Source organism: Salmonirosea aquatica (genome assembly GCF_009296315.1).
Classification (GTDB): domain Bacteria; phylum Bacteroidota; class Bacteroidia; order Cytophagales; family Spirosomataceae; genus Salmonirosea; species Salmonirosea aquatica.
Map to the genome: position 1 here is coordinate 2401775 of NZ_WHLY01000002.1, position 26685 is coordinate 2428459.

At 49.7% G+C, this 26685-nt stretch carries 30 protein-coding genes; 10 read left to right on the plus strand and 20 right to left on the minus strand.

Going from position 1 to position 26685, the window contains the following annotated elements; translation table 11 throughout:
* Positions 1-65 precede the first annotated feature (65 nt).
* Positions 66-590 carry an NADPH-dependent FMN reductase gene (locus GBK04_RS11115; RefSeq protein ID WP_152759663.1) on the plus strand — a complete coding sequence of 175 codons (525 nt, stop codon included), beginning with the start codon at positions 66-68 and terminating at the stop codon, positions 588-590.
* Between the two features lie 18 nt (positions 591-608).
* On the opposite strand, the gene GBK04_RS11120 is transcribed toward GBK04_RS11115, so the two are convergent.
* From GBK04_RS11120 to GBK04_RS11130, 3 genes are all read right to left on the minus strand, one after another.
* Complete coding sequence (locus tag GBK04_RS11120; RefSeq protein WP_152759665.1) at positions 609-1391, minus strand: glycerophosphodiester phosphodiesterase; 783 nt, start codon at positions 1389-1391, stop codon at positions 609-611.
* Between the two features lie 26 nt (positions 1392-1417).
* Positions 1418-2176 (minus strand): CPBP family intramembrane glutamic endopeptidase, encoded by a 759-nt coding sequence (locus tag GBK04_RS11125; RefSeq protein WP_152759667.1) that lies wholly within the window; start codon positions 2174-2176, stop codon positions 1418-1420.
* 155 nt (positions 2177-2331) lie between these two features.
* Positions 2332-3315 carry a GlxA family transcriptional regulator gene (locus GBK04_RS11130; RefSeq protein WP_152759669.1) on the minus strand — a complete coding sequence of 328 codons (984 nt, stop codon included), beginning with the start codon at positions 3313-3315 and terminating at the stop codon, positions 2332-2334.
* A gap of 207 nt (positions 3316-3522) precedes the next feature.
* Here GBK04_RS11130 and GBK04_RS11135 point away from each other — a divergent pair, with 207 nt between their 5' ends.
* The 7 genes from GBK04_RS11135 to GBK04_RS11165 all read left to right on the plus strand — a co-directional run bounded on the left by GBK04_RS11135 (position 3523) and on the right by GBK04_RS11165 (position 6823).
* The gene (locus tag GBK04_RS11135; RefSeq protein ID WP_152759671.1) at positions 3523-3885 is read left to right on the plus strand and encodes a transcriptional regulator; all 363 of its coding nucleotides are present in this window, start codon (positions 3523-3525) and stop codon (positions 3883-3885) included.
* 23 nt (positions 3886-3908) lie between these two features.
* Positions 3909-4325 carry a VOC family protein gene (locus GBK04_RS11140; RefSeq protein ID WP_152759673.1) on the plus strand — a complete coding sequence of 139 codons (417 nt, stop codon included), beginning with the start codon at positions 3909-3911 and terminating at the stop codon, positions 4323-4325.
* A gap of 255 nt (positions 4326-4580) precedes the next feature.
* Positions 4581-4988, plus strand: coding sequence for a DUF1801 domain-containing protein (locus tag GBK04_RS11145; RefSeq protein ID WP_152759676.1), 408 nt, complete (start codon positions 4581-4583; stop codon positions 4986-4988).
* A gap of 13 nt (positions 4989-5001) precedes the next feature.
* Positions 5002-5382: a DoxX family protein gene (locus GBK04_RS11150; RefSeq protein ID WP_152759678.1), complete on the plus strand. Its 381-nt coding sequence runs from the start codon at positions 5002-5004 to the stop codon at positions 5380-5382.
* Entirely contained in the window at positions 5379-5723 is a 345-nt protein-coding gene (locus GBK04_RS11155) for an iron chaperone (protein ID WP_152759680.1), read from the plus strand. The genes GBK04_RS11150 and GBK04_RS11155 overlap by 4 nt, the downstream gene beginning before the upstream one ends.
* 44 nt (positions 5724-5767) lie before the next feature.
* On the plus strand, positions 5768-6208 hold the full coding sequence (locus tag GBK04_RS11160) for an SRPBCC family protein (protein ID WP_152759682.1): 441 nt from the start codon (positions 5768-5770) through the stop codon (positions 6206-6208).
* Between the two features lie 39 nt (positions 6209-6247).
* Complete coding sequence (locus GBK04_RS11165) at positions 6248-6823, plus strand: dihydrofolate reductase family protein (RefSeq protein WP_152759684.1); 576 nt, start codon at positions 6248-6250, stop codon at positions 6821-6823.
* A gap of 109 nt (positions 6824-6932) precedes the next feature.
* Here the strand turns inward: GBK04_RS11165 and GBK04_RS11170 are convergent, their stop codons facing one another.
* The 17 genes from GBK04_RS11170 to GBK04_RS11240 form a co-directional block, all read right to left on the minus strand.
* On the minus strand, positions 6933-7391 hold the full coding sequence (locus tag GBK04_RS11170) for an NADH-quinone oxidoreductase subunit J family protein (protein ID WP_152766032.1): 459 nt from the start codon (positions 7389-7391) through the stop codon (positions 6933-6935).
* A gap of 101 nt (positions 7392-7492) precedes the next feature.
* Positions 7493-8086, minus strand: a complete 594-nt coding sequence (locus GBK04_RS11175; RefSeq protein ID WP_152759686.1) for a NuoI/complex I 23 kDa subunit family protein — start codon at positions 8084-8086, stop codon at positions 7493-7495.
* Positions 8087-8182: 96 nt separating this feature from the next.
* Positions 8183-9262 (minus strand): NADH-quinone oxidoreductase subunit NuoH, encoded by a 1080-nt coding sequence (gene nuoH / locus GBK04_RS11180; protein ID WP_152759688.1) that lies wholly within the window; start codon positions 9260-9262, stop codon positions 8183-8185.
* Between the two features lie 101 nt (positions 9263-9363).
* The gene (locus tag GBK04_RS11185; protein ID WP_152759690.1) at positions 9364-10482 is read right to left on the minus strand and encodes an NADH-quinone oxidoreductase subunit G; all 1119 of its coding nucleotides are present in this window, start codon (positions 10480-10482) and stop codon (positions 9364-9366) included.
* A 23-nt stretch (positions 10483-10505) separates the two neighbouring features.
* Complete coding sequence (nuoF, locus tag GBK04_RS11190) at positions 10506-11846, minus strand: NADH-quinone oxidoreductase subunit NuoF (RefSeq protein WP_152759692.1); 1341 nt, start codon at positions 11844-11846, stop codon at positions 10506-10508.
* A gap of 52 nt (positions 11847-11898) precedes the next feature.
* Positions 11899-12396: an NADH-quinone oxidoreductase subunit NuoE gene (gene nuoE, locus GBK04_RS11195; protein WP_152759694.1), complete on the minus strand. Its 498-nt coding sequence runs from the start codon at positions 12394-12396 to the stop codon at positions 11899-11901.
* Between the two features lie 107 nt (positions 12397-12503).
* Complete coding sequence (gene nuoD / locus GBK04_RS11200) at positions 12504-13733, minus strand: NADH dehydrogenase (quinone) subunit D (RefSeq protein WP_152759696.1); 1230 nt, start codon at positions 13731-13733, stop codon at positions 12504-12506.
* Between the two features lie 99 nt (positions 13734-13832).
* Complete coding sequence (locus GBK04_RS11205; protein WP_152759698.1) at positions 13833-14333, minus strand: NADH-quinone oxidoreductase subunit C; 501 nt, start codon at positions 14331-14333, stop codon at positions 13833-13835.
* Between the two features lie 5 nt (positions 14334-14338).
* Positions 14339-14878: an NADH-quinone oxidoreductase subunit B gene (locus tag GBK04_RS11210; RefSeq protein ID WP_152759700.1), complete on the minus strand. Its 540-nt coding sequence runs from the start codon at positions 14876-14878 to the stop codon at positions 14339-14341.
* Positions 14879-14943: 65 nt separating this feature from the next.
* Positions 14944-15318 carry an NADH-quinone oxidoreductase subunit A gene (locus GBK04_RS11215; RefSeq protein ID WP_152759702.1) on the minus strand — a complete coding sequence of 125 codons (375 nt, stop codon included), beginning with the start codon at positions 15316-15318 and terminating at the stop codon, positions 14944-14946.
* A gap of 187 nt (positions 15319-15505) precedes the next feature.
* A complete protein-coding gene (locus GBK04_RS30520; RefSeq protein ID WP_373331449.1) occupies positions 15506-15709 on the minus strand; it encodes a T9SS type A sorting domain-containing protein in 204 nt (67 codons plus the stop codon).
* Positions 15664-16092 (minus strand): hypothetical protein, encoded by a 429-nt coding sequence (locus tag GBK04_RS30525; protein WP_373330892.1) that lies wholly within the window; start codon positions 16090-16092, stop codon positions 15664-15666. The genes GBK04_RS30520 and GBK04_RS30525 overlap by 46 nt, the downstream gene beginning before the upstream one ends.
* Positions 16068-17615 carry a sialate O-acetylesterase gene (locus tag GBK04_RS11220; protein WP_373330893.1) on the minus strand — a complete coding sequence of 516 codons (1548 nt, stop codon included), beginning with the start codon at positions 17613-17615 and terminating at the stop codon, positions 16068-16070. The genes GBK04_RS30525 and GBK04_RS11220 overlap by 25 nt, the downstream gene beginning before the upstream one ends.
* A gap of 139 nt (positions 17616-17754) precedes the next feature.
* A complete protein-coding gene (locus GBK04_RS11225) occupies positions 17755-20916 on the minus strand; it encodes a T9SS type A sorting domain-containing protein (protein WP_152759704.1) in 3162 nt (1053 codons plus the stop codon).
* An 81-nt stretch (positions 20917-20997) separates the two neighbouring features.
* Complete coding sequence (gene obgE, locus GBK04_RS11230; RefSeq protein WP_152759706.1) at positions 20998-22005, minus strand: GTPase ObgE; 1008 nt, start codon at positions 22003-22005, stop codon at positions 20998-21000.
* Between the two features lie 121 nt (positions 22006-22126).
* Complete coding sequence (locus tag GBK04_RS11235; protein WP_152759708.1) at positions 22127-22702, minus strand: adenylate kinase; 576 nt, start codon at positions 22700-22702, stop codon at positions 22127-22129.
* Between the two features lie 154 nt (positions 22703-22856).
* Positions 22857-23702 (minus strand): T9SS type A sorting domain-containing protein, encoded by an 846-nt coding sequence (locus GBK04_RS11240; RefSeq protein ID WP_152759709.1) that lies wholly within the window; start codon positions 23700-23702, stop codon positions 22857-22859.
* Positions 23703-23908: 206 nt separating this feature from the next.
* Here GBK04_RS11240 and GBK04_RS11245 point away from each other — a divergent pair, with 206 nt between their 5' ends.
* On the plus strand, positions 23909-25789 hold the full coding sequence (locus GBK04_RS11245; RefSeq protein ID WP_152759711.1) for a sensor histidine kinase: 1881 nt from the start codon (positions 23909-23911) through the stop codon (positions 25787-25789).
* Between the two features lie 142 nt (positions 25790-25931).
* Complete coding sequence (locus GBK04_RS11250) at positions 25932-26615, plus strand: response regulator transcription factor (protein WP_152759712.1); 684 nt, start codon at positions 25932-25934, stop codon at positions 26613-26615.
* The last annotated feature ends 70 nt before the right edge of the window (positions 26616-26685 follow it).

Consider the following 26685-nt stretch of genomic DNA (forward strand, 5'->3'; position numbering starts at 1 on the left):
AAAATAAGACGATAGCCGTTGGGCAGTCAACCGCTCCGTTTCTATTTTCACTGTCAACCAAATAAATGATTACGATCGTTTCTGGCACCAATCGCCCTAATTCCAAAACAATTGAGGTTGCCGAATTTTACCAGCAATTGCTCGCCAGCCACCAGGTCGAAAGTCAGATTCTGGATCTGGCCAAACTCCCCGCTGACTTCACTTTTACGGCCTTGTATGGTAATGTAGGCAAGAATGAAGAATTCAATGTGTTGCGAAGCCTGATGGATGCTTCGCAAAAATTCGTATTCGTTGTGCCGGAATACAACAATTCCTTTCCCGGCGTTTTCAAAGCGTTCATCGACGGGCTGAGCTACCCTAACGCTTTACAATATAAGAAGTGCGCATTGGTGGGCCTTTCGGATGGTGTACAAGGCAATGCCCTAGGTTTGAGTCATCTTACGGATGTACTTAACTATTTAGGTATGCATGTGCTGGCTCAAAAAGTCAGGATTCCGTTCATGCAAAAGAATTTTGTAAAAGGAAAAATTGCCGACCGATTCATTGATCAGCTCATCGATGATCAGGCCCGGCTATTTCTGGCGTTTTGATCAGGTAGCAGCAGGTGCTCATTTTTTGGTTAAATCCAGCAGGCGTTCGGGTTCATCGGTCGTGAGAAAATCAAATCCCTTTGCCACAAACCACGCCATGGACGTGCTATCATTTACGGTCCATGCATTCAGGGTCTGCTTGTGCTGCTGGGCTTCCTGAATCCACGACTCATTCTTTTTGTACACATTCTGGTTGTAATCCAGTCCGTCGAGGCCATCAGCAGCTACCTGGGCGGGCGTTTTGTCTCCATTAAGGTAGGTCACCTTTGCCTTTGGGTCCAGTTCCTTCACTTTTTTACACACGTCATAGTCAAATGCGATGTAGTCCACCAAGGGTCGGGTTTTGGTTTTCCTTACCATTTCCACACACTTTTCGGCTAGCGCCAACGACCGTTCCTTACCCAGTTGCGAGGTCTTGATCTCTAATATCAGCCGCGTCTTTTTAAGTTCTCTACCCAGAGTAAGGTATTCCAACAGAGTTGGCAGCGTTTCGCCATTACTTAGTTTTACCGCCGCCAGAGTAGCCGATGTACTTTTTTCGATCGGAACTTCCTGAATCGTGTGATCATGATTAACGAAAAGTCCCGAGTCAGCAGCCATGTGCACGTCGAACTCACTGCCATAACAACCTAGCCGGGCTGCTTCCCGCAGGGAAGCCAGGGAATTTTGTGGAGAATTGGTGTTTTTCCAAGCACCCCGATGGGCAATTACGTAGGTTGTGCTACGCTTTTTGGCAACAAGGCTCGCAAGAACTGTAAAGAAGAGTGAACCGAAGCCGAGAAGAAGAACGAATTTTTTCATAGGGATTAAGGTAAGGAATAATAAAATTATAAAGGAGAGGAATCGTTTTTCCGATTCGTTCGCCACAGAAACCACAGCATGCTTACCATGATGACAAGCGAATAATCCTTAATTACAGACGGACCATAGAGCATCCAGTGATTATTGTAGAAGGCATGGAATAAGGTCGTGAATGCCAGATTGCGGGTAGCATAGTACACGAAAAGATAAGCTCCCCCCATGGTGAAAGGGCTCCACAACGACCAAAGCGGATTGTGGTATTGCCATAGGTAGGCAGGGATGTGGGTAGCGGTAAAGAAAACTAATACTGCCAGGAACAGTACGATTGTACGTCGACGGGACAGACCCTGACTTTCCGCAAAGCGAACGGGCAGAAACCGAAACAGATATTCTTCAATTACGGCCCCCGGTATTGAGTTTAATAAAAAAACGGGTAAGAATCGGGCAAAGCTTCGAGTAGAGCCTAGTTTTGAAAAACCATCGGGTAACCGGTAAGCCTGGGCGATATTGGCTACCAACCAAACCAACAGGCCTATGGTCACTCCCAACAGCCACTCTTTTCCTCTGAAAGGCTGAATAAGCCAACGCGGAGGCGCGTACTTCCTTACCAAAAAATAGATCAATCCGATCTGAATGCTGTACACCATCACCCCCAACAAAATCAGTGGCCATTTGTTGGTAAACGACTTAACGGGCCCTATGATGTCAAAGAAAAACAACAGATTGGCCAGTAGCGCAAACAAACCATTGGCCAGCAGAATAATCCACAGATGCCGCTGCCGCATGCGTTTCGCCAGGTCAGGTTCCTGTGGCTGTGGCTCGTCAAGGTGGATGGGTGGTTCGATTGCAGCAGATTTTTTTTACAAATATACAGAGCAGAAGCAAAAGCAAAGCCAAACCAGTGAATTGGAATCAATACGGCAATTCCTGGGCGAATAGGCTACACCAGGATCACTTCTTCTTTGTAATACTTATTGCGGTATTCGATGGGCGTCAAGCCCGTGATTTTTTTAAAGAGCTCCCGGAACGCCTTGGTATCGGTATACCCTACATCGAACATCACCTCGCTGATATTTTTGCGACTACGCTCAAAACTCCGCTTGGCAGCTTCTATTTTCACGCGTTGGATGTAATCCACCACCGAATGGTGCGTGGCCTTCCTGAACCGACGCTCAAAACTCCGACGGCCTACTGCTACCCGCTCCGCCAGATCGTCTACGGCGATTTTTTCACAATAGTTTTCCTCGATAAATTCCTGGGCTCTCAGTACCTCCGCATCGTCGTGATCCTTTTGTCCCTTGAAAAGCATAAAGGCGGATTGGCTGTCGCGGTCAATATCGATGGCAAAGTATTTTGAAGCCAGGATAGCCGTATCGCGATCGGTGTATTTTTCCACCAGATACAGCAGCAAATTCCAGTAAGAGTTGGCTCCTCCACTCGAATACAGGTTGTGCTCTTCGGTGATGATGCTACCATCCACCAGTTCTACCTCGGGAAACAACTCCCGGAATTCACTAGCGAAAGCCCAATGCGTAGAGCAACGCTTCCCATCGAGTAGGCCCGTTGATGCCAGCAGAAAAGCGCCCACGCAAAGAGAAGCCACTTCCGCCCCTTTAGCGTACTGCTCCACGATCCAGTCTATGAGCACATCGTTCTTTCGGATAGCACTTTTCATATCACCAAATAAGGCCGGAATTATTACCAGGTCGGTCCGATTCACTTCGTGCAGCAGCCGATCGGTGTGTACCGAAAAAAGGCCATTCTGATAGTGTACGTCCCGGGTCGCTCCCACCAGCTGTACCTCGAATATAGGGGGCTTACCACTGGCTTGCAAGAACTGATTCACCGCTGTAAAAAGATAACGTGGGTCAGCTACGGCTTCCAGCACTGCGGATTCGGGAACGAGAATCGAGACGGTTTTCATTTTCAATTTTGATGGAAAGAGCAGAAGAATGCGTGAAAAATTTTTGATAAAAATAATAAAATCTTTTGTCGCAATCAACCCGGTAAAGTGTCGGTTTTGCACCGTTCATATATACCTGTTATCTACCAAATTTGCATTATAAAGTTTGACAAAAAGAAGATTATATACCATCTAGACCAAGCTATTACCGTTTTCTATGTCGAGGCTATGTCATTTCCCGAAGGTGTCATGCAGGCTCATCAAAAACTTCATAGTCTGCTACCTTCCGTAGAGGGGCGAAACTTTTACGGTATTTCCCGGCCTTCCGACAGCAAAGAAATTATTTACAGAGCCGCGGTGGAAGAAGCTTATACAGGCGAAGCCGAAAAGTACGGCTGCGAGGCCTTTACTATAAAGAAAGGCGACTACCTGAGCGAAACACTGACTAACTGGCGTGAGGATGAAAAACAGATCGGCGAGACTTTCCAAAAACTCCTGGCCGATCCTCGCCTCGATCCTGAGGGCTACTGCCTGGAAGTGTATGTGAGCGATGACGAAATGCGGTGCATGGTACCCCTTCGAACTTTATAACCTACCTAACCTTTGCGAACCAGATGGCAAAAATTAACACGTATCTGACTTTCAGCGGCAACTGCCGCGAAGCCATGACTTTCTATCAGAAATGCCTGGGTGGTGAACTAAGCCTGATGACGATCGGTGAATCCCCGATGGCCGAACGGATGCCAAAGAAAATGAAAGACAGCATTCTGCACGCTACACTCCGAAAAGACGGACTCACGCTACTGGCCAGTGATATGGTGGATGAGGAAACCCTAAACCGGGGAAATAGCATCTCGTTGATGCTGGACTGTGAGAGTGAAGCTGAAGTGCGAGGCTGTTTCGACAAACTTGCAGCAGATGGAAACCCCACGCATCCGCTGGAAAACACATTCTGGGGAGCCTTGTTTGGCGGCTTAACGGATAAATATGGCAATCAATGGCTGTTGCACTTTGATCGTAATGCCTATTGACTTTTTCGAACATACAATTTTATAACGCAATGGCAACTCAAAAAAACGTAAACCTTGCTGAATCTCAAAACTCCTCTCTCCCCTACTTGCCTCACCGGCAAAACGCGCCCTAAATAGTCATGGTATTTCTACCTTACAGCAGCTTGCCGAGTATAGCGAAGCAGAGATCCAACATTTCCACGGGGTGGGGCCAGGTACCCTCTTAAAACTTCGATCTGCTTTGAAAAATGCGGGACTAACATTTAAAAACTAACCATGGCCAAAGACATCCATGACTCCAAAAGCGTGACCGCATTGATTCAAACTCTTGATCCTGACTTTGGCAGGATGGTAGAGGAAGTGAGGCAAATTGTTCTGAGTAGTAGTGAAATGATTGGGGAGCAGATCAAATGGAATTCACCCAGTTTTTTCTACACCGGTGAAATGAAGCCTTTTAACCCAAAAGAATATAAACGGGATATGGCGGTCATGAACCTGCGCAAGGGTCGGGTTCTGCTGATTTTTCCTACCGGTGCCACCATAGAAGATACGAGCAGCTTGCTAAAGGGTACCTACACCGATGGGCGGCGGATCATACGGTTTGATGATCTGGACGAAGTGAAAAAGAAAGCCTTCGAGGTACAGGTAATACTTGTAAAATGTATAGACTTAATCGAACAATAAAACTCTAATTAAAATGAAAAAGGACAAAATCATCTACTGGGCAGCAACCCTATTTATTTTCCTGTTCGAAGGTGTAATGCCCGCGCTGACTTCTCAGACCGAACTTGCCAAGGAAGGTATCCGGCACTTGGGCTATCCCGACTATTTCGGCAATATCCTAGTGGTTTTTAAGGTACTGGGCTCATTGGCATTGGTCATTCCACAAGTCCGGGGCAGGGTGAAGGAATGGGTGTACGCGGGCTTTGTCTTCGACTTTCTGTTTGCCACAATCAGCCTCATCGTAGTGGATGGTCCAATCCCTCAATCCTTTTTTCCAATGGTGATCCTGGCCATTCTGGGTGTCTCGTACATCTACTATCATAAATTAAATCACCCTTTATCAGCCCGGGCATGAATACCGTAAAACCTGAAAATGTCGCCGAGTACATCGCCGGATTTCCAAAAGAAACGCAGCTGATTCTGGAACAGATTCGGACTACGATCAGTAAAACGTGTCCAGATGCAGAAGAGAAAATCAGCTACGGTATGCCCACATTCACCCATCGGGGGAAAGTCCTGGTCCATTTTGCGGCCTTCAAAAATCACATTGGCTTTTATGCCACGCCGACCGGGCACGAAGCATTTAGGGAAGAGTTTTCCCGCTACAAGACAGGCAAGGGTTCGGCGCGGTTCCCGTTGGACGAGCCGATGCCGCTAGATTTGATCGACAGAATTGTCAAATTCAGAATGAAATAAATATTCCGGAAAATCTCTTAAACAATTTCAAATAATATTGACTGATGGAAAAGAAAGAATTCAAAATAACGATCGATGCTCCGCGCGAGCAAGTCTGGCAGATACTGTGGGACGATGCCACTTATCCGAAATGGACCACGATTTTTGGCGAAGGTTCGCGGGCCGAAACCGACTGGAAGGAGGGGAGCAAGGCACTTTTCCTTTCGGCCACGGGCGATGGTATGCTGAGCCGGGTGGTGGCTAACCGGCCATACGAATGTATGGCTTTTGAGCATCTGGGCGAAGTGAAAGACGGACAGGAATACCTGGACAGCGAGCTAGCAAAGCAGTGGGCGGGGGCCATCGAGACTTATACGCTCGAAAATGCGGATGGAAAAACTGTCCTTACAGTAGTCATGGACATTGCCGATGAGCATATGGATTATTTCTTGAGTACCTGGCCGAAGGCTTTGGAAAAAGTGAAGGAACTGAGCGAAGAAAACTAATAACAGAACTAAACCTATTTGGTAAAACTGAACATGACCATGAGAAAGCTAAAATTGCAGGTACAGATGTCAGTAGATGGCTATATCAGCGGACCCAAAGGCGAGTTGGATTGGACGGTCTGGAACTGGGACAGCGGCCTTGAGGCCTATGTCAACGCTCTTACTGATTCTTCTAATACCATTCTATTGGGCAGAAACATGACGGATGGCTTCGTTAATTACTGGACTGACGTAGTAAACAACCAGCCCAAAAGCCGTGAATTTCCCTTTGCCAAAAAAATGATAGATACTCCCAAAGTGGTGTTTACAAAAACCATGGAGGAATCAATCTGGGCTAACACAACGCTGGCAAAAGGAGATCTTACCGAGGAGGTCAATCAAATCAAAAATCAGGATGGCGGGGATATTATTGTCTACGGCGGTGCGGGATTTGTTTCGTCCCTGATCAAAGCCGGACTTATCGATGAATACCACCTATTCATCAATCCTACCGCGATTGGCAACGGCATGATGATATTTGGTGATTTGGAGGAAAAGCAAAACCTGACTCTGGTGAAATCCCAGGCCTTTGACTGCGGGATCGTCGTGCTTTGTTATCAGCCGAAAGTAAGTTAGGCCTCTATTAACGGTACCTACCTTAGGTCGTATAGGTACCCACATTACTTTAAGATAAACGATGTCCTAAGAAATTAAGCCATCCAGAAGAGTATAAGCGCTAACGATGTTAAAAATGCCGCTCACCCAACTCCCGTTTCCCCAGCATCACCGCCCCTACCATCGCGATCAGGAAAAGTACTGAGGCTAATTCAAAAGGCAACAGGTAATCCCGGAATAATACTTGCCCGAGACTTTCCACCATACCAGTTTGTGAATTGTAGGTGCCGGGGTCATAGGTACCTGCCTGCGATTTGCGATAGGCGCCAAAAAGTATGATGAAAATGGTACCGCAGACAATGGAGGCGGCAATTTTGGTCACATTGGGTACCAGATCCCTTTCATCTTCCTTCATGTTCAAAAACATGATGACGAACAGGAAAAGTACCATGATAGCACCAGCATATACAATGATGTTGACGACGGCCAAAAATTGCGCGTTTAACAGAATATAGTGGCCCGTCAGACAGAAGAACGTAAGAATCAGATACAGAACGCTATGAATGGGACTGCGGGAGAAAACTACCATTAGCGCGCTGAGAATGGTCAGGAACGACAGGAAGTAAAAAAGGGAGAGTGTTGGATTCACCTTATGTATAAGTTAGGAGATGAGTATCTGGATTGACCAAATCAGGGAATTGCCCGGGGTTCTACTTCCTTTATTTCCCCCCTTACTTTGGCATCGTCCTGCGCCTGGGCTTCTTCTTTGGTCCAGGCTTTGCGCAGATAACGATTGTTCATATTCTCTACCAGCAAGTCTTTTCCCCAGATTACCTGATCGCGCTCAGTGAAAACAGGTACAAATTCGTCGTGACGTAGGTACACCGCCTGCTTCGGACAAGCTTCTTCGCATAGGCCGCAAAAGATGCACCGCAGCATATTCACTTCATAAATCGCCGCGTATTTTTCCTCTCGGTACAGGTGCTCCTCACCCTTCTTGCGCTCTTCGGCTACGATCTGAATGGCTTCGGCCGGGCAGGCTACGGCGCACAGGCCGCAGGCGGTACACCGCTCACGGCCTTCCGCGTCGCGCTTCAACACGTGACGCCCTCTAAAAACGGGCCCCAAGTACCTCTTCACTTCGGGATAGCGGATCGTGACTTTCTTTTGAAAAAAGTGCTTGATCGTAATCGCCATGCCCGTCGCAATAGCCGGTAGGTATATCCGTTCGGCCAGCGTCATTTGCTTGTTACTTACCTGCTTGGAACGATTGGTTAGTTGCATAATCTAAATAGCAAAATGATATTCGACGTTGGATTGCTGACATTCGATTTTCGGAAACTGTATCCTGAAAAGTCAACCATCCAACGTCCAAAAGTCTTATTTTAACATCGCAGTCAGGGCGGGTTGCAAAAACATTACTGCCAGACCCGTGATTACAATATTCAGGATGGCCAGTGGAATCAATCCCTTCCAGCCCAGGTTCATCAGTTGGTCATAGCGGAAGCGGGGTAATGTCCAGCGTACCCACATGTAGAAGAATACTCCGAACAGCGACTTGGCAAAAAATACCCCCGTACCCAGCAGCGTGGCTACGTTATGACCCGCCACGTTTCCAAAGGCTCCCGTCAGCTGGTTATACACCCAGTCCATACCCGGATAATTATACCCTCCGAAGTACAATGCCGAAATCACCGCCGATGATACGAACATATTGATATACTCGGCAAAGAGATAAAAGCCCAACTTCATACTGCTGTATTCGGTGTGGTACCCACCCACAAGTTCGGTTTCGCATTCAGGTAGGTCAAAAGGTGTACGGTTGCACTCGGCAAAGGCACAAGTCAGGAAAATGATAAAACCCAGTGGCTGGTACCAGATGTTCCAGTTGCCGCCATGCTGCTGAGCCACAATATCACCGATGGACAATGAGCTACTGATCATTAGAATTGCTACGATGGAAAGTCCCATGGCTACTTCGTAGCTAATGTTCTGCGAAGCCGCACGGATAGCGCCGAGCAACGAAAACTTATTGTTCGAAGCCCAACCGCCGATCATCAGGCCATACACACCTAGTGATACGACTCCAAAAATATAAAGAATCCCGATGTTGGCCTCTACGGCCTGCACAGCTACCTCCACACCATCGTAGCGCAAGGTACTGCCAAACGGAATAACGGCACTAGCCATCAGGGCTGTGAGCATCGCCAGGCAGGGCCCGGCAATAAACAACCATTTGTTGGCCTGAGCAGGAATAAAATCCTCTTTAAAAAACATTTTTCCGGCATCGGCAAGCGGCTGCAATAAGCCCCAGGGCCCAGCTCGGTCGGGGCCAAGGCGATCCTGAATAAAACCAGCCACCTTCCGTTCGCCATAGGTAGAGTACATGGCGATCAGCAAAGTCAAGCCAAAAATGACCAGAATGACGATGGCCTTGATGATGAATGCGGTAAGTTCCATGTATGGGAGATATCTTTTTGTTTAGTAATTAAAGGGTTGAATTGTCGAATTCGATTATGGTAAGCATCCCCGTTTTTCAACCCTTTAACTTATACTTTTCCCTAGTTATTGCTATTTTCCGCCAGCGAGCGCTCGTTGGCTTTCTTGTTATTTTCAATACTTAGTTGACGAATCGTTTCATCATCCGTAATGAAAGGCCGCGAATCGTCGATGGGCTTATACTGTGAATTGGCTAGCCGAAGCGCAAAGTCAGGTTTCTTAACCGTATCAGCCCGGTATTTGTTGGCCGATACGACCGAACTCCGGACTACCTTGGTCGGGCCTTCTATCACCCAGTCGCTGGTCTTTTTCTTCTCGAAACGGCAGGTATTGCAGATGAACTCCTGCACTTCGCCCCATTCATTTTTGCGGGCGGTGACCCGGATTACTTCCTCACCGCGGTACCACAGAGTAACATGACCGCTACACTTGTCGCAGTCGCGATGGGCATCAACCGGCTTTGAGAACCACACGCGATTTTTGAAGCGGTAGGTCTTGTCGGTCAAAGCACCCACGGGGCATACGTCGATTACATTACCCGAAAAATCGTTGTCAATGGCTTTTTCAATATAGGTGCTGATTTCGGCAGCATCGCCCCGGCCCAATACACCGTGTACACGTTTTTCAGTAATTTGGTCGGCAGTATACACACAGCGGTAGCACAGGATGCAACGCGTCATGTGCAACTGAATGTAGGGGCCAATGTCGTGCTTTTCGAAGGTCCGGCGCTCTTCCTCATAGCGTTGGTTGGACGATCCGTGTTCATATGCAAAATCCTGCAGATGGCACTCGCCCGCCTGATCACAGATGGGGCAGTCTAGGGGGTGGTTCAGCAGCAGAAATTCTACAATGGCTTTGCGTTCTTCCAGCACGGCGGGATTGGTCACATTCTCGACCACCATACCATCTTGTACCTGCGTAATGCACGAAGGAACAAGCTTAGGCATAGGACGCGTATCTTTCGCTGACCCCTGGGCAACCCGCACCAGGCACGCACGGCACTTACCGCCAGAACCTTCGAGGGGTTTGTAATAGCACATGGCAGGGGGTACCAGATGGCCCTGACTGGCGTCAGCTTCGGCGATCCGGCGCGCCGCCTGCATGATGGTCGTGCCGGGTTCTACCTCGACCTCAATGCCGTCGAAGGTGATTTTGAATAGCTGCGGTTTGATATCTTCCATCTTTCTGAATCACTAATTCAAAACTAAATAAGCACGGCTTCGCCCATATAAACCGCTCCCGGTTTGGTAGCCTCCGCGGGATGGGTGACGTGCCACTCGAATTCGTCACGGAAATGACGGATAGCGCTCGCAACGGGCCAGGCAGCGGCATCACCAAGCGGACAAATCGTATTTCCTTCTATTTTCTTGGCGACATCCACCAACAGGTCGATATCACGCATGTGGCCATGACCGTGTTCGAGACGGTGCAGTACCTTTTCCATCCAGCCGGTACCTTCCCGGCAGGGGCTGCACTGTCCGCAGGATTCGTGGTGGTAAAAACGCGAGAAGTTCCAGGTATTGCGCACAATGCACGCCGTTTCATCAAAAACGATAAAGCCTCCCGAACCCAGCATGGTACCTGTGGCAAATCCGCCGTCAGAAAGCGATTCGTAACTCATCAACCGATCCTCGCCGTTGGCTGTCTTATACACCAGTCTTGCCGGAATGATGGGGACGGACGAACCGCCCGCGACCAATGCCTTCAGATGGTGTCCCTCGCGGATACCGCCACAATACTCGTCGGAATTCATGAATTCGTCCACCGACAGCCCCAGTTCAATTTCGTACACGCCGGGTTTTCGGATGTGGCCCGAGGCAGAAATGAGCTTGGTACCCGTACTGCGTCCGATTCCAATGGAAGCATAAGCCTCGCCCCCATTGTTAATGATCCACACCATGTTGGCAATGGATTCGACGTTGTTTACAACGGTAGGTGACTGATATAGCCCTTTTACCGCTGGGAAAGGTGGTTTATTACGCGGATTGCCACGCTTCCCTTCCAGCGATTCAAGCAAGGCAGTCTCTTCGCCACAGATATAAGCACCGCCACCAGGATGTACCACTAGTTCCAGATCATATCCTGATCCCAAAATATTTTTCCCCAAAAAGCCCTTAGCTTTGGCTTCGGCGATGGCTTTTTCCAGGATTTGGATCACGTACATCAACTCGCCGCGTACGTAGATGAAGGACTTGTTGGCCCCTAGTGCAAAGCTCGATATGATCATACCCTCGATCAGTAGATGAGGGATTGTCTTCATCAAGTAGTGATCCTTAAAGGTACCCGGTTCTGATTCGTCCGCATTACAGACGAGGTAGCGGGGTACCCCTTCGGGCTTGGCCAGGAACCCCCACTTCATACCCATTGGGAAGCCAGCTCCACCCCGTCCCCGTACCCCCGATTTCTTGGCTTCTTCCACCACCGCCTCGGGTGTCATGGTTTTAATAGCCTTTTCCAACGCCTCGTAGCCGCCATTTTTACGGTACGTATCGAAGGTTTCAATTCCAGCGATGTGAGCGTGCTCTAGTAATATTTTTCTTGCCATTTTTTTTAAAGCTATTAGCTGTTGGCTAATGGCCATTAGCTTTGAAGTACAGCTATTGGCTCAGTTCTTCAATGATTGAATCTACCTTTTCATTGGTTAGATTCATATAGTATTTTTCCCTAATCTGAAAGACAGGCCCCCAGCCGCAAGCGGCCAGGCACTCTACTTCTTTCAAACTAAATAAGCCATCAGGTGTGGTTTCGCCCGTTTTAATGCCCAGCTTTTGCTGCAAGTGGTCATATACACTTTCTGCGCCCATCAGACAGCAGGGGCCCGTACGGCAATATTCAATCACATGCTTCCCGACGGGTTGCAGGTGGAACATCGTGTAAAAAGTGGCTACCTCGTATACCTCAATGGGTTGGATGCTCAGCATCTCAGCTACGTGATCCATTACCTCGCTGCTCAACCATCCCCATTGGTCCTGAGCCACGTGCAATACGGGTAGTAAAGCTGATTTCTGCTTACCCTCGGGATAGCGGGCAATCATGTCCTTCACCTTGGCCAGACGTTCCGGCGTAAATTCTATGGGATTCGCTACTTCGGTCATAGTTCAAGAAATAGCTATCGGCACTCGGCAAATAGCTGTTAACCAGTATTCAATTCAAACCTGCGGAATCAATTCATGAGCTGATTTTCATGAATGCCATCCGCTTTTTAACTATCCAATTCGCCCGCGATTACGTTCATGCTACTCATAATAACGATAGCATCCGACAGAGTAGCTCCTTTGATCATTTCCGGAAATGCCTGATAGAAAATAAAACAGGGCCGCCGGAAGTGCAGACGGTAGGGGGTGCGCCCGCCGTCACTGATCATATAAAAGCCTAGCTCGCCATTGCCACCCTCCACCGCGTGATATACCTCACCAATGGGTGCGTCGATTTCCCCCATCACGATTTTGAAGTGATAGATAAGCGCCTCCATGCTGGTGTACACATTGTCCTTGGGAGGTAGGTAGTACTCAGGCGCATCGGCGTAATAGGGGCCCTCAGGCAAATTCTCGAGGGCTTGTTCGATTATTTTCAGGCTCTCCCAAATCTCGGCGTTGCGTACCATAAAACGGTCGTAGGTATCGCCGCTCTGTCCTACGGGAATAATGAAGTCAAAGTCTTCATAGGACGAATAGGGATTCATCACCCGCACATCGTAATCAACACCAGCGGCACGTAGGTTGGGTCCGGTAAAGCCATAATTAAGCGCTCGTTCCGCCGAAATTCCACCTACGTCGATTACCCGGTCCATGAAAATGCGATTCCGGTTGAACAACTGTTCAAACTCCCGCATTACAGGTGGAAACGACTTAATGAATTCCCGCAACTTGCGAATAGCCTCACTGGAAAGATCCCGCTCCATACCGCCTACCCGGCCCATATTGGTGGTAAGGCGCGCGCCACAGACTTCCTCATATATCTCGTATATTTCCTCGCGCTTTTCAAATAGGTAAAGAAATCCGGTAAAGGCTCCGGTATCTACTCCTAAAATACCATTACAAATCAGGTGATCGGAAATCCGCGCAAGCTCCATCATGATTACCCGGATGTACTGCGCCCGCTTGGGTACCTCCACGTGGAGGAATTTCTCCATCGTCATGTGCCAACCCAGATTGTTGATCGGCGACGAGCAGTAATTCATCCGGTCGGTGAGCGTCGTGATCTGGTAGTAAGGCCGGCGTTCCGAAATTTTCTCAAAGGCACGGTGAATGTAGCCGATCGTCTGCTCAGTCGACACAATCTTCTCACCATCCATCTGCAGGATGTTCTGAAAAATGCCGTGCGTGGCGGGGTGCGTGGGCCCGAGGTTAAGCGTAGTGAGCTCACCAACGAGTTCGGGCTGATCGCGCTTCGCTAAGGTACTGGCACTGGGTATGAGTTCTAGGTCTGGCATCGCGAGTCAATTTTGAAAAAGCGCGTATCGGAATCGATGGATAGGTTAGGGTACTCCCTCTTTCGGCTATTCCAACATTCGCTCATTCTAATGTTATTTTTATCTTCCGAAGAGTGCGTCCGTTTTGTCTTCCCGCGTAGTGTCTTCCAGCGGATATTGCCGCCGCATCGGGAAATAATCCATTTCCTCAATATTCAAAATGCGGGTAAGGTTCGGGTGCCCGTCGAACAGAATACCAAAGAAATCGTAGGTTTCGCGCTCCATCCAATTGGCTGAGGAATAAAGGCTGGTGGCCGTGGGAATATGGATATCTTCCTCGGCCAAAAAGACTTTAATCCGCAATCGGAAATTATGAATCAGACTGTGTACGTGATATACTACCGCAAACTCCCGTCCCGGGGTATCGGGATAGTGGACTCCCGTGAGGTCGGTCAGGAAGTTGGCTTTGAATTTCTCATGGTTGAAAAGGAATTCCAGCATGGGCATAATCTGCTCACGCGTGGTGGTGAGTGTGAGCATCCCGTACGGCTCTTCAAAATCAAATACATCCTCTCCGAACTTCCCGATCAACGCTTCGGCTACTTCCTGATTAGTCAGCATAGGGATTATTGAATGTTGAACGATTGGAGCAAATGCGCGTATTCTTCCGAGTTCCGACGACGCAGTGACTCATTGCGGGCCATTTCCTGCACTTGCATCAGCCCCTCAAGCACTTGCTCGGGGCGGGGCGGACAGCCCGGTACATACACATCGACCGGAATAATGCGATCGATACCCTGTAACACGCTGTATGAATCGAAGATCCCCCCGCTGCAAGCGCAGGCACCCATGGCCAGTACCCAGCGGGGTTCGGCCATTTGAAGGTACACCTGCTTCACGATGGGTGCCATCTTCTTCGCAATGGTACCCATTACCATCAGCAAATCGGCCTGGCGGGGCGAAAAGCTGGGCCGCTCGGAGCCAAAACGGGCAATATCGTAATGCGAACCCATCGTGGCCATAAATTCGATACCACAGCAGGAGGTGGCGAACGGCAACGGCCAAAGCGAATTACTACGGGCTATGCCGATCACTTCGTCAAATGAGGTAGCGAAGAAACCGGACCCTGTATGCCCCTTAGGGGCTTCAACTATTTCAGGCTTCATATATTTAGTGGCTATTAGCTAATAGCCATAAGCTACCAGCCTTTTGTAAAAATCGAATAAAGAACTTACTCTTCCCACTTCAAGACTCCTTTACGAATAATGTAAAAGAAGCCCGCCAGCAGCAGAGCCATGAACAGTACCATCTCGATAAAACCCAGCATTCCCAGTTTCTTGAAATTCACCGCCCAGGGGTACATAAAAATGACCTCTACGTCGAAAAGTACGAAGAGTATTGCCACCAAGAAGTATTTGACTGAAATGGGGGTGCGGGCATTTCCTACCACTTCGATGCCGCACTCGAAGGGGTCGTCCTTCTGCTTGTTTTTACGGCTGGGGCCAATATTGTGGGTAACGATCATAGTACCTACGATAAAAGCCGCCGCCAGCACAAACTGGACGACAATAGGAAGGAAATCGGACGGAAGGTAACTCGTATTCATAAAACTGTATTTTCAACGCATTATCAATAAGAAAAGTTTACCCGCTGATCCCAGGGGTATACGATTCAAATAGGCTCAAAATTACATGGTGTAAGGTTACCAACCAAATGCGTCAGAAGCAGAAATCACAAAGTGTGTAGCCCCCAAAAGTCCCTTTCATGGAGAGCCTTTGGGAAGTTATATTTTATCAATCAATCACAATACGTTTGGTTACGTCCAGTCCCGGAGCCCTAACCCGCACAATGTACAATCCCGGAGGTAGCGCGCGGGCATCGATGGTGCGACGTTGATTGAGTAAGGCAAAATGCTGGGTGCGGATAATGGCTCCATTGACATTATAAAAGGCTACTTCGGCGTTTGTGAGGTCATCGCGGGTTTCAATTGCAATAATCCCCCCCGGCTGGGATTAGGAAAAATCACGACCCCATCACCCTCCGAGGTGTCATAGGCGAACGGAGCGGAAAACGCCGAATAACAAGTAAGGGAATTGTTGCTCCCCAGCGTAAAGACAGCCTTGGCGCGGGACGTGTAGCTACCCGACTGGGTCACTTTGATGGCTGGTGTTTCAGGTTTTAAAAAGCTATTCCCCACTTTCCATTCGTATTTTTCATTGAGGCCGGTTTCGGGAATAGCGCTGCTCAAGCTAAAAGGCCCCGATTGTTCAAGGACTGGCGGCGTGATTTTAGGACGTACCGTAAGCGTGACGGGAGCAGATATTTCCGACTCGCAGCCAAAAACATTACGGGCTTTTACGGTATAATTTCCCGATTGCAAAGCTTTGAACGACTTGGTGGTACTGCCGTCGCTCCACAGGAAAAAATCGGTCCCCCCCGAAGCCGAGAACACAAAACCCGAATCGGCGCAGGCCTGCTGCTGCCCCCCGGAACGATGGTAGGTTTGAAGGGCCGAACGGTTGTATTCAGCGTCACGGCGGGACTCAGAATGGCGTTGCCGTAGACATCCTTCAACACGGCGCGGTAGGTACCCGGGGAGGTAATGGCGATGCTTTTTCCAGTTTGCCCTGTCGACCATGAATACGACGAATAGCCTTCTGGCAAGCTCAGGCTAACCGTAGCATTATCCGGGCCACACGATGTTGTAAGACTAGGGGCAGCAGTGGGCAGAACGGGGGTAATGGTGGAAAAAAAAGTCGTATTCAGTGAATTATTCCAAAGATCGGCCAGAACACGTAATCCTTCCTGTCCTTTGAAATGGGTACCATCAGGACGGGGTACATAATAATTATCCGTTTCGGGGCCGGGAAAAGTACTATTGAAAGCAGTATTGAGCACGGCATTTTGCCCGTTGAGTACGGCCTGGCTCGTGGTAGATTGGTTTGAATCGGTGTTTTGAGCACGGGAAGTGCGGGATATTACCCAGTTGATGCGCTTACCCGTATCGCTGCTAAGCTTATTGATTAGGAATTGCATGTCCTGCTGGTAGGCCGTCGCACTGGTATGCAGTGGGAAGTTATCTGTTTCGCCCTGCATCCAGAGGATAGCCCGCACACCTAATTGATGTACATAGTGATGAGTAGAAATCAACAGGTTTCCGTAGGGCATCTGAGCCGGATAGGGAAAGCCTCCATAAGCGTTTTTAGTGGGTTTTCCGGCGGCACTTTCGGCCCAATTCTGCACGGAGGTACCCTCCCAGGCCGTATTGATAAAAAGAACTGGCACATTGAGTTTGCGGGTCAATTGATCGCCAAGCATTCCCCAGCACCAGGCGGTTTGTCCGCGTGGACCAACCGTTACGGTAGACTCCAGATGTGCAAATGTAGGAGCCGGTGGGTCAAAGAGCGAATTGACAGTATTATCGTATACAATGTAATTGACCCTGTCATCCGTTGCGGCAGGGCCTGGCGTTTCGCTCAGCCCCTGTACATTGGACTGTCCGGCAATGAGAAACACCTCCCCTACCCCCATACGAGAAACCACATCCCGGTCGACAACTGCGCCCGCCCGGACACCCCGTACCTCCAGGGTGTACCACCCTCCCTGCAAGCGCAGGGTACCCAAAAACACTCCACCCGATACCTTATCCTGTAGGGTACTCCAATCGGTGGCGATTCCCTGTCCCGGAATTACCGGAACGGCCCTTACCTCAAGCTTATCGATTGGTTGCGAGTAGGTACCGGATATCGAAATAGTGGTCTGACCGGTGATATCACGTTGATAGACAGAACGGTCAGTTGGAGATGTGATTTTGATTTGTGCCTGGGTAGGATTACTAAGAGTAACTACAACGCTCCAAAACAGAGTATGAATTAAAGTAACAAGAGTAGACGTACTATGCATTTGAAGTGTGCTGATAAAGGTATTGGTTACTGTAAAAAGCCTCGTCTCCAAACGGTTGCGTTTGGTAGCAAGGCAAAAATTTCACAAAAATAGCAGATTATTTTTGTCTGGGATATATCCTTTTTTTGCCACACCTGCATCACTGCCCTATCATTAGTTTTTGTGTGGCTTTGAAACCCGGAGCCTGGATTCGTATAATATATATTCCGTCAGCTAACGTAGATACGTTAATCGTCTTACGCTCTTCAAACGACGGAATGGAAAAGAATTGGACGACCACACCTTTCAAATCCAGGATTTGTACGGTGGCGTTTTCAAGATTTTGCAGCGTTTCCAGAGTGACTAGCCCTTCTCGGGCAGGATTCGGATACACGCTCATCCCATTGCCTCCTACTTCGGGTACAAATGTGTAAACGGTTGAGGAGGCCGATGCACAGATAAGGGATTCGCTGTACTGCACAAGTGCTTGTACGGTATAGGTACCTGCCTGCACAGCTTTAATGACGGGCGTCTTATCGAGCAAAGCGGTGCCATTACGAAGCCAGGAAAACTCTTCATCCGGCAGAGTACCGCTTGCTTCCAAAGTGTATGTTCCGACTTGCCGGATGACCGGTTGCTGAGGAGAGGGCTTGGCTTCAAGGCGTACGGGTGGCGAAAAAGCCGAAAAACAGCCGTTGTTCCCCTGAATTTGCACAGAATAATTGCCCGTAGTTCCAACCGCAATGGTCTGGCCGGTCGCACCAGTGCTCCAGATCAATTTCCCGTTGGCACTCGCCGTTAATCGAACAGTATCCCCTTCACAGAACGCGGCGGGGCCAGACACGATAATGGTCGGGGCATTGGGAAGCGGAAGTGCTCGGACCTCCACCACGTCGGAAGCATCCGAAAGGCAACCTGCTTCATTTTTTACCTGCACCCGGTACGAGTCAGTTTGATTGGTAGTGATTTCCCTACTGACCGCCCCATTGCTCCAGACATAACCCGTTGCTTGGGTAGCCCGTAATGTGAGGATTTTGTCTGCGCAGAACGTAGTAGCCCCCAAAGCTTCTATAGCGGGCCGGGCGGGTAAGGGGTTGACAGTAACCTCTATGGGAGCGGAAACCGGAGATTGACAGCCGTTTGCATCCAATACGCTGAGGGAATAGTTACCCGACGCCCTCACTTCCAGCTCGCGCTGACCACTGCCTGTGTTCCAGCGGTAAGTATTGGAATTGCTGGATTGCAATACCGTATAATCCCGTTCACAAAAAGTAGTTGGGCGTAGAGCGGTGACCGTAGGAACGGCAGGCAGAGGATTGACCTGAACCCGAACGGCGTCGGAGGTAGCTACGCAGCCATTATCATCGGTCACCGATACAGAGTATTCTCCGGAGGTATTTACCGTTACCGAGCGATCGGATGTATTGATATTCCAGCGATTGCCTTCTGCGTAGCTCGAGGTAAGGGTCACGTTCTGGTCGGCGCAGAAGGTGGTGTTCCCACTGACACTGATGGAGGGACGAGAGGGTAGGGGATTGACGTTGATAGTCACCGGATCGGATTCCGGCGAGCGGCACCCATTGTCGTCAACCGACACCACCCGGTAGTCTCCGGTAAGGCCGACATCGATAGAGGTACCCTCTTGTCCGCTTGACCAGATACTCCGCAGACTGGCATCTGTCTTCAGGGTCACAGCACCACCGGCACAGAAAGTAGTAGACCCTATGACCGTAACCGTAGGTTTTGGGGGTGGAGGGGTGGTGAAGGCGCCAATGGTCACGGGGGCCGAAGTAGCTTCGCATCCGTATACGCTGGTGGCTGTTACGGTGAACGTACTGGCAGTACTGGTCGTGATGCGCTGCTGGGTCTGCCCGGTACTCCAGCGAATATTATCGCTGGTGGATGCCACCAGGGCAACTGAACTTCCCTGGCAGATTTTATCACCGTTTTCCAGGATTATCAAGGGTACTGAGGGACGGATTTGATTGGAAATCGCGATATCAGGCAAATAAAAGATATGACCCGCAGCATCTTTTATTTTAGCCGAATACCGGCCATTTCCGACCGAAATATTGGTACCACTTTGTCCGTTGTTCCACTCTACTGAGGTATAGTTACCTCCTTCTACCGCAATTGAAACTGTATTGTTAGGGCCGCAGGCCAGACGGAACTGAGGGGGAGAAATAGCCTTGAAGGGTTCGGACCGGGCAAAAAAATCGTCGTTCAGGTACGCATTCCACCCTTCTCCGAGCTGAGTGAGCCCTTCGTTTTGAAAATGAGCGCCATCAGGCCGTGGAGCCTGTATCTTATCGGTTTCAGGACCCAGGAAAGTATTGGATATAGCGGCTACCACCTCATTCTGTGCGTTGATTACCTCCGCCCTACTGCCTCGCTGGTTGTCGTAAGAGGTACGGGCGATCACCCAGGAGAGATTTTTGCCCGATTCGTTCCGGCTTTGGTTTATGACTGCCTGGAGGCCGTTTTTATAGGCTGCCTTGGAGGTACTGGTGAAATTATCTGCTTCGCCCTGCTGCCACAGTACAGCCCTTACCCCGGTAACGGGTAGGTAATTTTGAAAAATAAGCCGGAGATTTCCGTACGGCATTCCGCTGGGAACGAATGGATCACCATTATAGACGGAATAGGCGGTACCATTGATGCTTTCCTGCCAGTTTTTGATGGCACTGCCGTACCAACCCGCGTTGTAGAACAAAATAGGAACCCCTAGTCGACTGGCTAGCAAATCACCCAGGCGTCCCCACGCCCAGGCCGAATTGCCACGAGGAGAAATGTATGAATCAGAATTCAAATGCACGAATTCGGGCTTAGGCAGATCAGATGGGGGGTCCAAATTATAATAATTGATGCAATTGACCCGGTCGTCGCCCGCGCCGGGTCCTCCATACCCAAGGTACCCCTGAGCATTGGACTGCCCGGCCAGCAAAAACACCTCTCCGATTCCCACCCGATCAAGCGTAGAGCTGCCCACGAACTGGTCGCCCCACCAGCCTCTTACTTCCATTTCGTACCAGCCTCCGGTCCAATCTATTTGCCCCGCATAGCTACCTCCCTGGGGATTATTTTGGATGGTAATCCAGCCCGACGTAGCTCCCCCATTGATAGCCCTTAACTGCACTTCCACCCGATCAACGGTACGGGCATAGGTACCCCGGATGTACACCGTGGCCGAATTGTTCTTATCTCTTTGGAGGACCGTTCGACTGGTTGGCCAGGTTATGCTAACCTGGCCGTAGGCTTCCTTTGCCCAAATACTTGTTAAGGTTACCCATGTAACCAAAAGCAAACGCCCAATAAATTTCATGCCTATATAGCGGTTTTCTCTAGGGAACTTTTGCACAATATCAGACAAGAACCACCCGCAAGCAATATTTTGACCGCAAAATTAGCTAACGGACAAAGGCTCGTTCAGGGTTTTCCATATCAGGTCCTTCAATTGTTCTATTCCTTCTTGTGTAATTGCAGAAATAAATAAGCTTGGTACATCGACCGGCAGATTCTTCGTTAGCTTTTTTCTTTCACTGGTTTCGGTCAAATCAATTTTTGAAATAGCGATCAGTCGCTGCTTATCCAGAAGGGAAGGGTTGTACTGTAATAATTCGTTCAGAAGGGTTTGATATTCGGCGGCAATGTCCTCACTGTCCGCTGGAATCATAAAAAGCAGTAGGGAGTTGCGCTCAATATGGCGCAAAAAACGTAAGCCCAGTCCTTTGCCTTGGGAAGCCCCCTCGATAATTCCGGGAATATCGGCCATCACGAAGGAGCGATAATCGCGGTAGGCCACCACCCCCAGATTAGGTACCAGGGTAGTGAACGGGTAGTCAGCAATTTCGGGACGAGCCGCCGACACTACCGAGAGTAGGGTCGATTTGCCCGCGTTAGGAAACCCCACCAGGCCCACATCAGCCAGTACTTTGAGTTCCAGCACAATCCAGGCTTCCTGGGCCTCTTCGCCGGGTTGGGCGTACTGGGGTGTCTGCTTCGTGGATGTCTTGAAGTGGTCATTACCCAGCCCTCCCCTACCGCCGGGCAGCAGGATCATTTCCTGCCCGTCTTCCGTAATTTCCATCAGTTGTTCCCCGGTTTCGGCGTCTTTGGCAATCGTACCCAAAGGCACCTCCAGGATTATGTCCTTGCCCTGAGCGCCCGCCCGGCGTCCTCCTTCACCCGCTTTTCCAGCTTCGGCACGTACATGCTTGGTGTATTTCAGGTGCAGTAAAGTCCAGAGCTGGGTATTGCCCCGCAGGATGACATGGCCACCGCGCCCGCCGTCTCCGCCATCGGGTCCGCCCTTGTCGACATATTTCTCACGGCGGAAGTGGACGGAACCCGCCCCACCCGCCCCGGAACGGGCGTTAATTTTTACGTAATCAATAAAATTGGATGATGCCATGCCTTCCTCTACGGATTTATATACCATTGAGTTCCATTCTAGCGCAGAGAGGTTGGAATGCTCAACAAATTTTGTAGGCTACCTTATATAAACGCCTTCCGTCAGGACACTTGGCGCTCGGTTAGGCCCCCTGCTTGACAGCCCCGCAGATTGCCTCAAAGATTTCCTCTATTTCTCCTACCCCTTCAACACTGACAAATTTGTTTTGTTGCCGGTAGTAATCGGCCACGGGTGTGGTCTTGCTGTTGTACTCGTGAATGCGGGTTTTTATTTTTTCCTCGTTCTGGTCGTCGGGGCGCCCGGAAGTGAGGCCGCGGGTCAGCAGACGCTTTTTGAGTTCTTCGTCAGGCACGATCAGCGCCACCATGACGGTGATACTTTCATTGTAGGAAGCTAGCAAACGATCCAATGCTTCGGCTTGCTTAACGGTACGTGGAAAGCCGTCGAAAATAAATCCGGCAGCCTTTTCATTCTCGCTGAGCTTCGAATCGATCATGCCGATCACGACCTCATCCGGCACCAGAATCCCCTGATCCATCAGGGTTTTGGCTTTTAAACCCAGCTCAGTTCCTGCCTGAATCTGTGAGCGCAGAAGGTCACCGGTAGACAGGTGTACCAAATGGTATTTTTCAATTATTTTTTCACTTTGGGTACCCTTGCCAGCACCCGGAGGACCAAACAGTACAAGATTCAGCATAGTTGCGTAGTTGAATGCATTCCAATTAGTAGGAGGACTTAACTGGCAAATTTACGATTCTTACCCAACTGGCAGTTATTTTTCCCTTTTTTTTTAACACAAAAAATGCCCGCCTCTGTCGACAGAGGCGGGCATTAGAAATACTGCCAACGTTTTATTTTATCACAACCCGGCGTACCATACCATCTTCGTTTTGAACTACGGTTACGAACAAGGTACCTCTGGTATTTTTCTTCAGCTCGATCTGTCCGACAAATTCGCCACTGAAATCTTTAATCGTTTTCTTACCTACTTCCTTACCCTGCGTATCAGTCACGGTGATGTGCACGTCGCCCTTGTCAGGGGTACTGAACCGCAGATTAAGCAGGTTATTGTCAGGATTGTTAGGGTAGGTATTAAGAGACCGTATACTACTGGCCGACTCGGTAGTCCAGAGACCATTCATGCGGTCACCAAAGCCTTCAAATCTTCTCTGCATGGTATTCAGGCCGGGCTCTATATTCCGCCGCAGTTCGTTCAGGCCGGGTTCCAGGTCCCGCTGCATCCGGCGTACGCTGCTCCGCAGCTCGTCCGTATCGAAATGGAACTGGTGCTCGCCATCCCGCCAGTCGAGTATCAGAGGCTCATTTTGATCGCGGCTTCTGATTTCGACCCGCTGCCGTTGGTTGCGGTTAGCCAGGGTGGGCGCTCCCGCCCCGCGGCTCTCTACCCTGATTTTACCCTCGTTATCGTTGACAATGATACTGACTTGCTGCTGTCCTTTGCCATCTACACCCAGCGAATCCAGTACCTTATCAACAAACTTCTTCTGCTCAGAATCGGACATGGGATTCACTTCATAGCGGCGCTCCTTCACTTCGGTCCTACCATCCTTTTTTTCTTTTACTGTCACCTGGATGGTGGTTTTGTTCTCATCGGCCGATTGGGCGGTAGCTGCCACTCCGGCACCCAGAATCAGCACCAGCCCTAGGCCTATGATGTTGGAAATTGTTTTTTTCATGACAAATCTTTTGGTTTGGTTTGTGAATCAATGGTTTGTAAAGTTAAGTACTCAGCCACAATAGAAGGATGTTAAAGTATGTTAAAAACTTGGGGATCGAATTGTGGAGGCCGTACTTTGTAACAGGACCCAGCGTATAATCCGTAACCGGGATTTTGATAAAGTCGGCATCAAAACAGAGAAGGTTGCATCAGGATTTGAAAAAAATGACAAAAAGAAGAATACAACATATTGTAGGGTTGATGTGCCTGGCTCTGATCGGACTGATCGGCTTCCAATGGTACTTTATCCGGGAGGCGATTGCCGTGCGGAACGAACAATTCAACCATAAGGTAGCCGAATCGGTGCAACAGGTAGTACACCGGCTCGAAAAGCAGGAAATGATGTACCTCCTGCAGCAACGCATCGAGAACGAACAGCAAAAGGCCCGGCTTGAACAGATTACGAAGGTCAATGAGGCATCACGTTCCGAACGGTCGAAAAACGCCTCGAGGACCCGGGTGGCGGCTCGGCAGGAACCCGTGCGGCAAACTCCGGTGCCAACGGGTATGGAAATCTCGATCGGACCCAGCGGGGAGGTGAGCTACCAGTACTTTTCTGAAGTTGCACCATCGGACGTATTGAGCCCTAATTTCCGGGTCATGGCCGAACATCAGCAGCGGATTATCGAGGAGTTTTTCCAAGCCCAGCAGCTTGGCGCGGCTGGTTTGGACGAGTTCATGCGCCGCCGCATCGCGGAAGAACAGAATTTGGGCAATGTGCTGCAATCCATGGCGGACGACCCCAGGCGTCTAGCAAACACCAACTCTACTAAAACCCTGACGCCAGCAAAAGCTGACAAGCCCCAAAAAAACCCATCGACCAAATCGCAACCTCAGTCGGCCACCCAATCGGATCAACAAACCGCGGCCCCGCAGCGTACCGACCGCCAGACGTTAGGCCGCCGGACGCCGGACCGCGCCGATCTATTGCGGGAGGTAATGCAGGATCTGATGTACACCCAGCGTCCTATCGAAGAGCGGGTTAACCGTTTTTTGCTTGATTCTTTGTTAAAAAAGGAACTGATTCAGAATGGCATAACGCTGCCTTACGAGTTTGCCGTGCGGGCACAAGCCAATAAGAACGTACTCTTTTCAACCGCCGAGCAGCGGCCGGGCGACTGGGAACAGCGGGCTTATAAAGCCTCTCTTTTTCCGAGCGAAATGTTGAGTGGCAACAATTTGCTCTATGTGTATTTCCCCGATCAGAAAAGCTATATCCTTCGTAATATGTCTGCGATGTTTGCCAGTTCGGGGGTACTGGTGCTGGTAATCCTGATTTGCTTTTATGTGGCAGTGAGCACCATACTCAAACAGAAAAAGCTTTCGGACATCAAGAATGATTTTATCAATAACATGACCCACGAGTTCAGGACCCCCATCTCGACCATCGCCCTGGCTACCGACATGGCCCGTGAAAATGCCTATTCGGTTTCGCCAAACGAGCTTCCAACCCGGATCGACCGCTACCTGGGCATTATTAGGGAAGAAAACAGGCGCCTGGGTACCCACGTGGAGAAGGTACTGCAAATGGCCCTGTTGGATAAGGGTGAGGTGAAGCTAAAGCAAAGCCCCGTGAACATGCACGACGTGATCGCCAAAGTGCTCAACAGCCTGAGTGTACAGATCGAACAGCGTGGAGGCGAAGTAGAGCTTGATTTTGAGGCCTCGGAGGAACTGGTGCAGGGCGACGAGGTACACCTGACCAATGTGCTGTACAATCTGGTGGATAATGCCATCAAATATTCGCCTCAGAAACTACATCTGACAGTACGCACTACCAATGAAAGGGAGGGTATCCGGATTGCAGTAACCGACGAAGGGCTGGGACTGTCGCGCGAGCAAACGCAGCGTATTTTTGATAAGTTTTACCGGGTACCTACGGGCAATCTGCACAATGTGAAAGGATTTGGTTTGGGCCTGAGCTACGTAAAGAAAATGATCGATGCCCACGGCGGCACTGTGCAGGTCACGAGCGAACCCGGCCAGGGAAGTACCTTCAGCCTGTGGTTGCCTGTGTTCAGTGGCCCCTTGGCCACGAACGGTTGACAGTTCTTTTCTGGTGCTGTTTTAAAGGAGTATTAATAAATAATGCATCTTATAGGTACCCTCTCAAAATAGCACTGCCGGTTTTACTAAAAGGCTGTCGACCAACTCGGCGGCTCTGTTTCAACTACTCAATGTCAACTACATGAACCGACTGTTACTCGTAGAAGATGATCCGAACCTGGGCGCACTGCTGCAGGAATATCTGACCGACAAAGGGTACCCTACCGTACTCGCCACCGACGGACAGGAAGGCTGGCAGCGCTTTGTGGACGGCGAGTATGATTTGTGCATTTTCGATGTAATGATGCCCCGCAAGGATGGCTTTTCTCTAGCGAAGGAAGTCCGCATGAGTGGTCGCGATGTACCTATCGTATTTCTGACTGCCAAATCCATGAAAGAAGATACCATTCAGGGTTTCCGGATGGGTGCCGACGACTACATCACCAAGCCTTTCGACCGCGACGAATTGTTGCTCCGCATTGAGGCCATTCTGCGGCGGTACCGCCGGACAAGCGCCCCCGAGCCAGAACCCGACATATTCGGGGTAGGTACCTACACCTTCGACTATGAGCATCAGCAGTTGAGCCGGAACGGCGACACGACGCGCCTCACCAGCAAAGAGTCCGAATTGTTGAAGCTACTTTGCCAGAACCTGAACCAGCCCATCAGCCGCAGCTTTGCGCTGAAAGTAATCTGGGGTGATGATACCTACTTCAACGCCCGCAGCATGGATGTGTACATCACGAAGCTCCGCAAACACCTCAAAGATGATCCACAGGTACAGATTATGAATCTGCACGGAGAAGGCTTCAAACTGATGGGCTGAACGCCATAGGCAACTAGCCGGAAGGCATTTTTTGATATGCGGGCTAAATATTTTACTTTTGGACGTATTC

Coding starts and splice junctions, on each gene's coding strand:
- GBK04_RS11115 (WP_152759663.1), top strand. CDS start 66: ATGATTACGATCGTTTCTGGCACCAATCGCCCTAATTCCAAAACAATT.
- obgE (WP_152759706.1), bottom strand. CDS start 22,005: ATGGCATCATCCAATTTTATTGATTACGTAAAAATTAACGCCCGTTCC.
- GBK04_RS11125 (WP_152759667.1), bottom strand. CDS start 2,176: ATGCGGCAGCGGCATCTGTGGATTATTCTGCTGGCCAATGGTTTGTTT.
- GBK04_RS11250 (WP_152759712.1), top strand. CDS start 25,932: ATGAACCGACTGTTACTCGTAGAAGATGATCCGAACCTGGGCGCACTG.
- GBK04_RS11210 (WP_152759700.1), bottom strand. CDS start 14,878: ATGAAGCCTGAAATAGTTGAAGCCCCTAAGGGGCATACAGGGTCCGGT.
- GBK04_RS11135 (WP_152759671.1), top strand. CDS start 3,523: ATGTCATTTCCCGAAGGTGTCATGCAGGCTCATCAAAAACTTCATAGT.
- nuoD (WP_152759696.1), bottom strand. CDS start 13,733: ATGCCAGACCTAGAACTCATACCCAGTGCCAGTACCTTAGCGAAGCGC.
- GBK04_RS11220 (WP_373330893.1), bottom strand. CDS start 17,615: ATGCATAGTACGTCTACTCTTGTTACTTTAATTCATACTCTGTTTTGG.
- GBK04_RS11155 (WP_152759680.1), top strand. CDS start 5,379: ATGAATACCGTAAAACCTGAAAATGTCGCCGAGTACATCGCCGGATTT.
- GBK04_RS11185 (WP_152759690.1), bottom strand. CDS start 10,482: ATGGAAGATATCAAACCGCAGCTATTCAAAATCACCTTCGACGGCATT.
- GBK04_RS11145 (WP_152759676.1), top strand. CDS start 4,581: ATGGCCAAAGACATCCATGACTCCAAAAGCGTGACCGCATTGATTCAA.
- nuoH (WP_152759688.1), bottom strand. CDS start 9,262: ATGGAACTTACCGCATTCATCATCAAGGCCATCGTCATTCTGGTCATT.
- GBK04_RS11140 (WP_152759673.1), top strand. CDS start 3,909: ATGGCAAAAATTAACACGTATCTGACTTTCAGCGGCAACTGCCGCGAA.
- GBK04_RS11235 (WP_152759708.1), bottom strand. CDS start 22,702: ATGCTGAATCTTGTACTGTTTGGTCCTCCGGGTGCTGGCAAGGGTACC.
- GBK04_RS11225 (WP_152759704.1), bottom strand. CDS start 20,916: ATGAAATTTATTGGGCGTTTGCTTTTGGTTACATGGGTAACCTTAACA.
- GBK04_RS11120 (WP_152759665.1), bottom strand. CDS start 1,391: ATGAAAAAATTCGTTCTTCTTCTCGGCTTCGGTTCACTCTTCTTTACA.
- GBK04_RS11130 (WP_152759669.1), bottom strand. CDS start 3,315: ATGAAAACCGTCTCGATTCTCGTTCCCGAATCCGCAGTGCTGGAAGCC.
- GBK04_RS11165 (WP_152759684.1), top strand. CDS start 6,248: ATGAGAAAGCTAAAATTGCAGGTACAGATGTCAGTAGATGGCTATATC.
- GBK04_RS11215 (WP_152759702.1), bottom strand. CDS start 15,318: ATGAATACGAGTTACCTTCCGTCCGATTTCCTTCCTATTGTCGTCCAG.
- GBK04_RS11170 (WP_152766032.1), bottom strand. CDS start 7,391: ATGGTAGTTTTCTCCCGCAGTCCCATTCATAGCGTTCTGTATCTGATT.
- nuoE (WP_152759694.1), bottom strand. CDS start 12,396: ATGACCGAAGTAGCGAATCCCATAGAATTTACGCCGGAACGTCTGGCC.
- GBK04_RS11160 (WP_152759682.1), top strand. CDS start 5,768: ATGGAAAAGAAAGAATTCAAAATAACGATCGATGCTCCGCGCGAGCAA.
- nuoF (WP_152759692.1), bottom strand. CDS start 11,846: ATGGCAAGAAAAATATTACTAGAGCACGCTCACATCGCTGGAATTGAA.
- GBK04_RS11205 (WP_152759698.1), bottom strand. CDS start 14,333: ATGCTGACTAATCAGGAAGTAGCCGAAGCGTTGATCGGGAAGTTCGGA.
- GBK04_RS11240 (WP_152759709.1), bottom strand. CDS start 23,702: ATGAAAAAAACAATTTCCAACATCATAGGCCTAGGGCTGGTGCTGATT.
- GBK04_RS11175 (WP_152759686.1), bottom strand. CDS start 8,086: ATGCAACTAACCAATCGTTCCAAGCAGGTAAGTAACAAGCAAATGACG.
- GBK04_RS11245 (WP_152759711.1), top strand. CDS start 23,909: ATGACAAAAAGAAGAATACAACATATTGTAGGGTTGATGTGCCTGGCT.
- GBK04_RS11150 (WP_152759678.1), top strand. CDS start 5,002: ATGAAAAAGGACAAAATCATCTACTGGGCAGCAACCCTATTTATTTTC.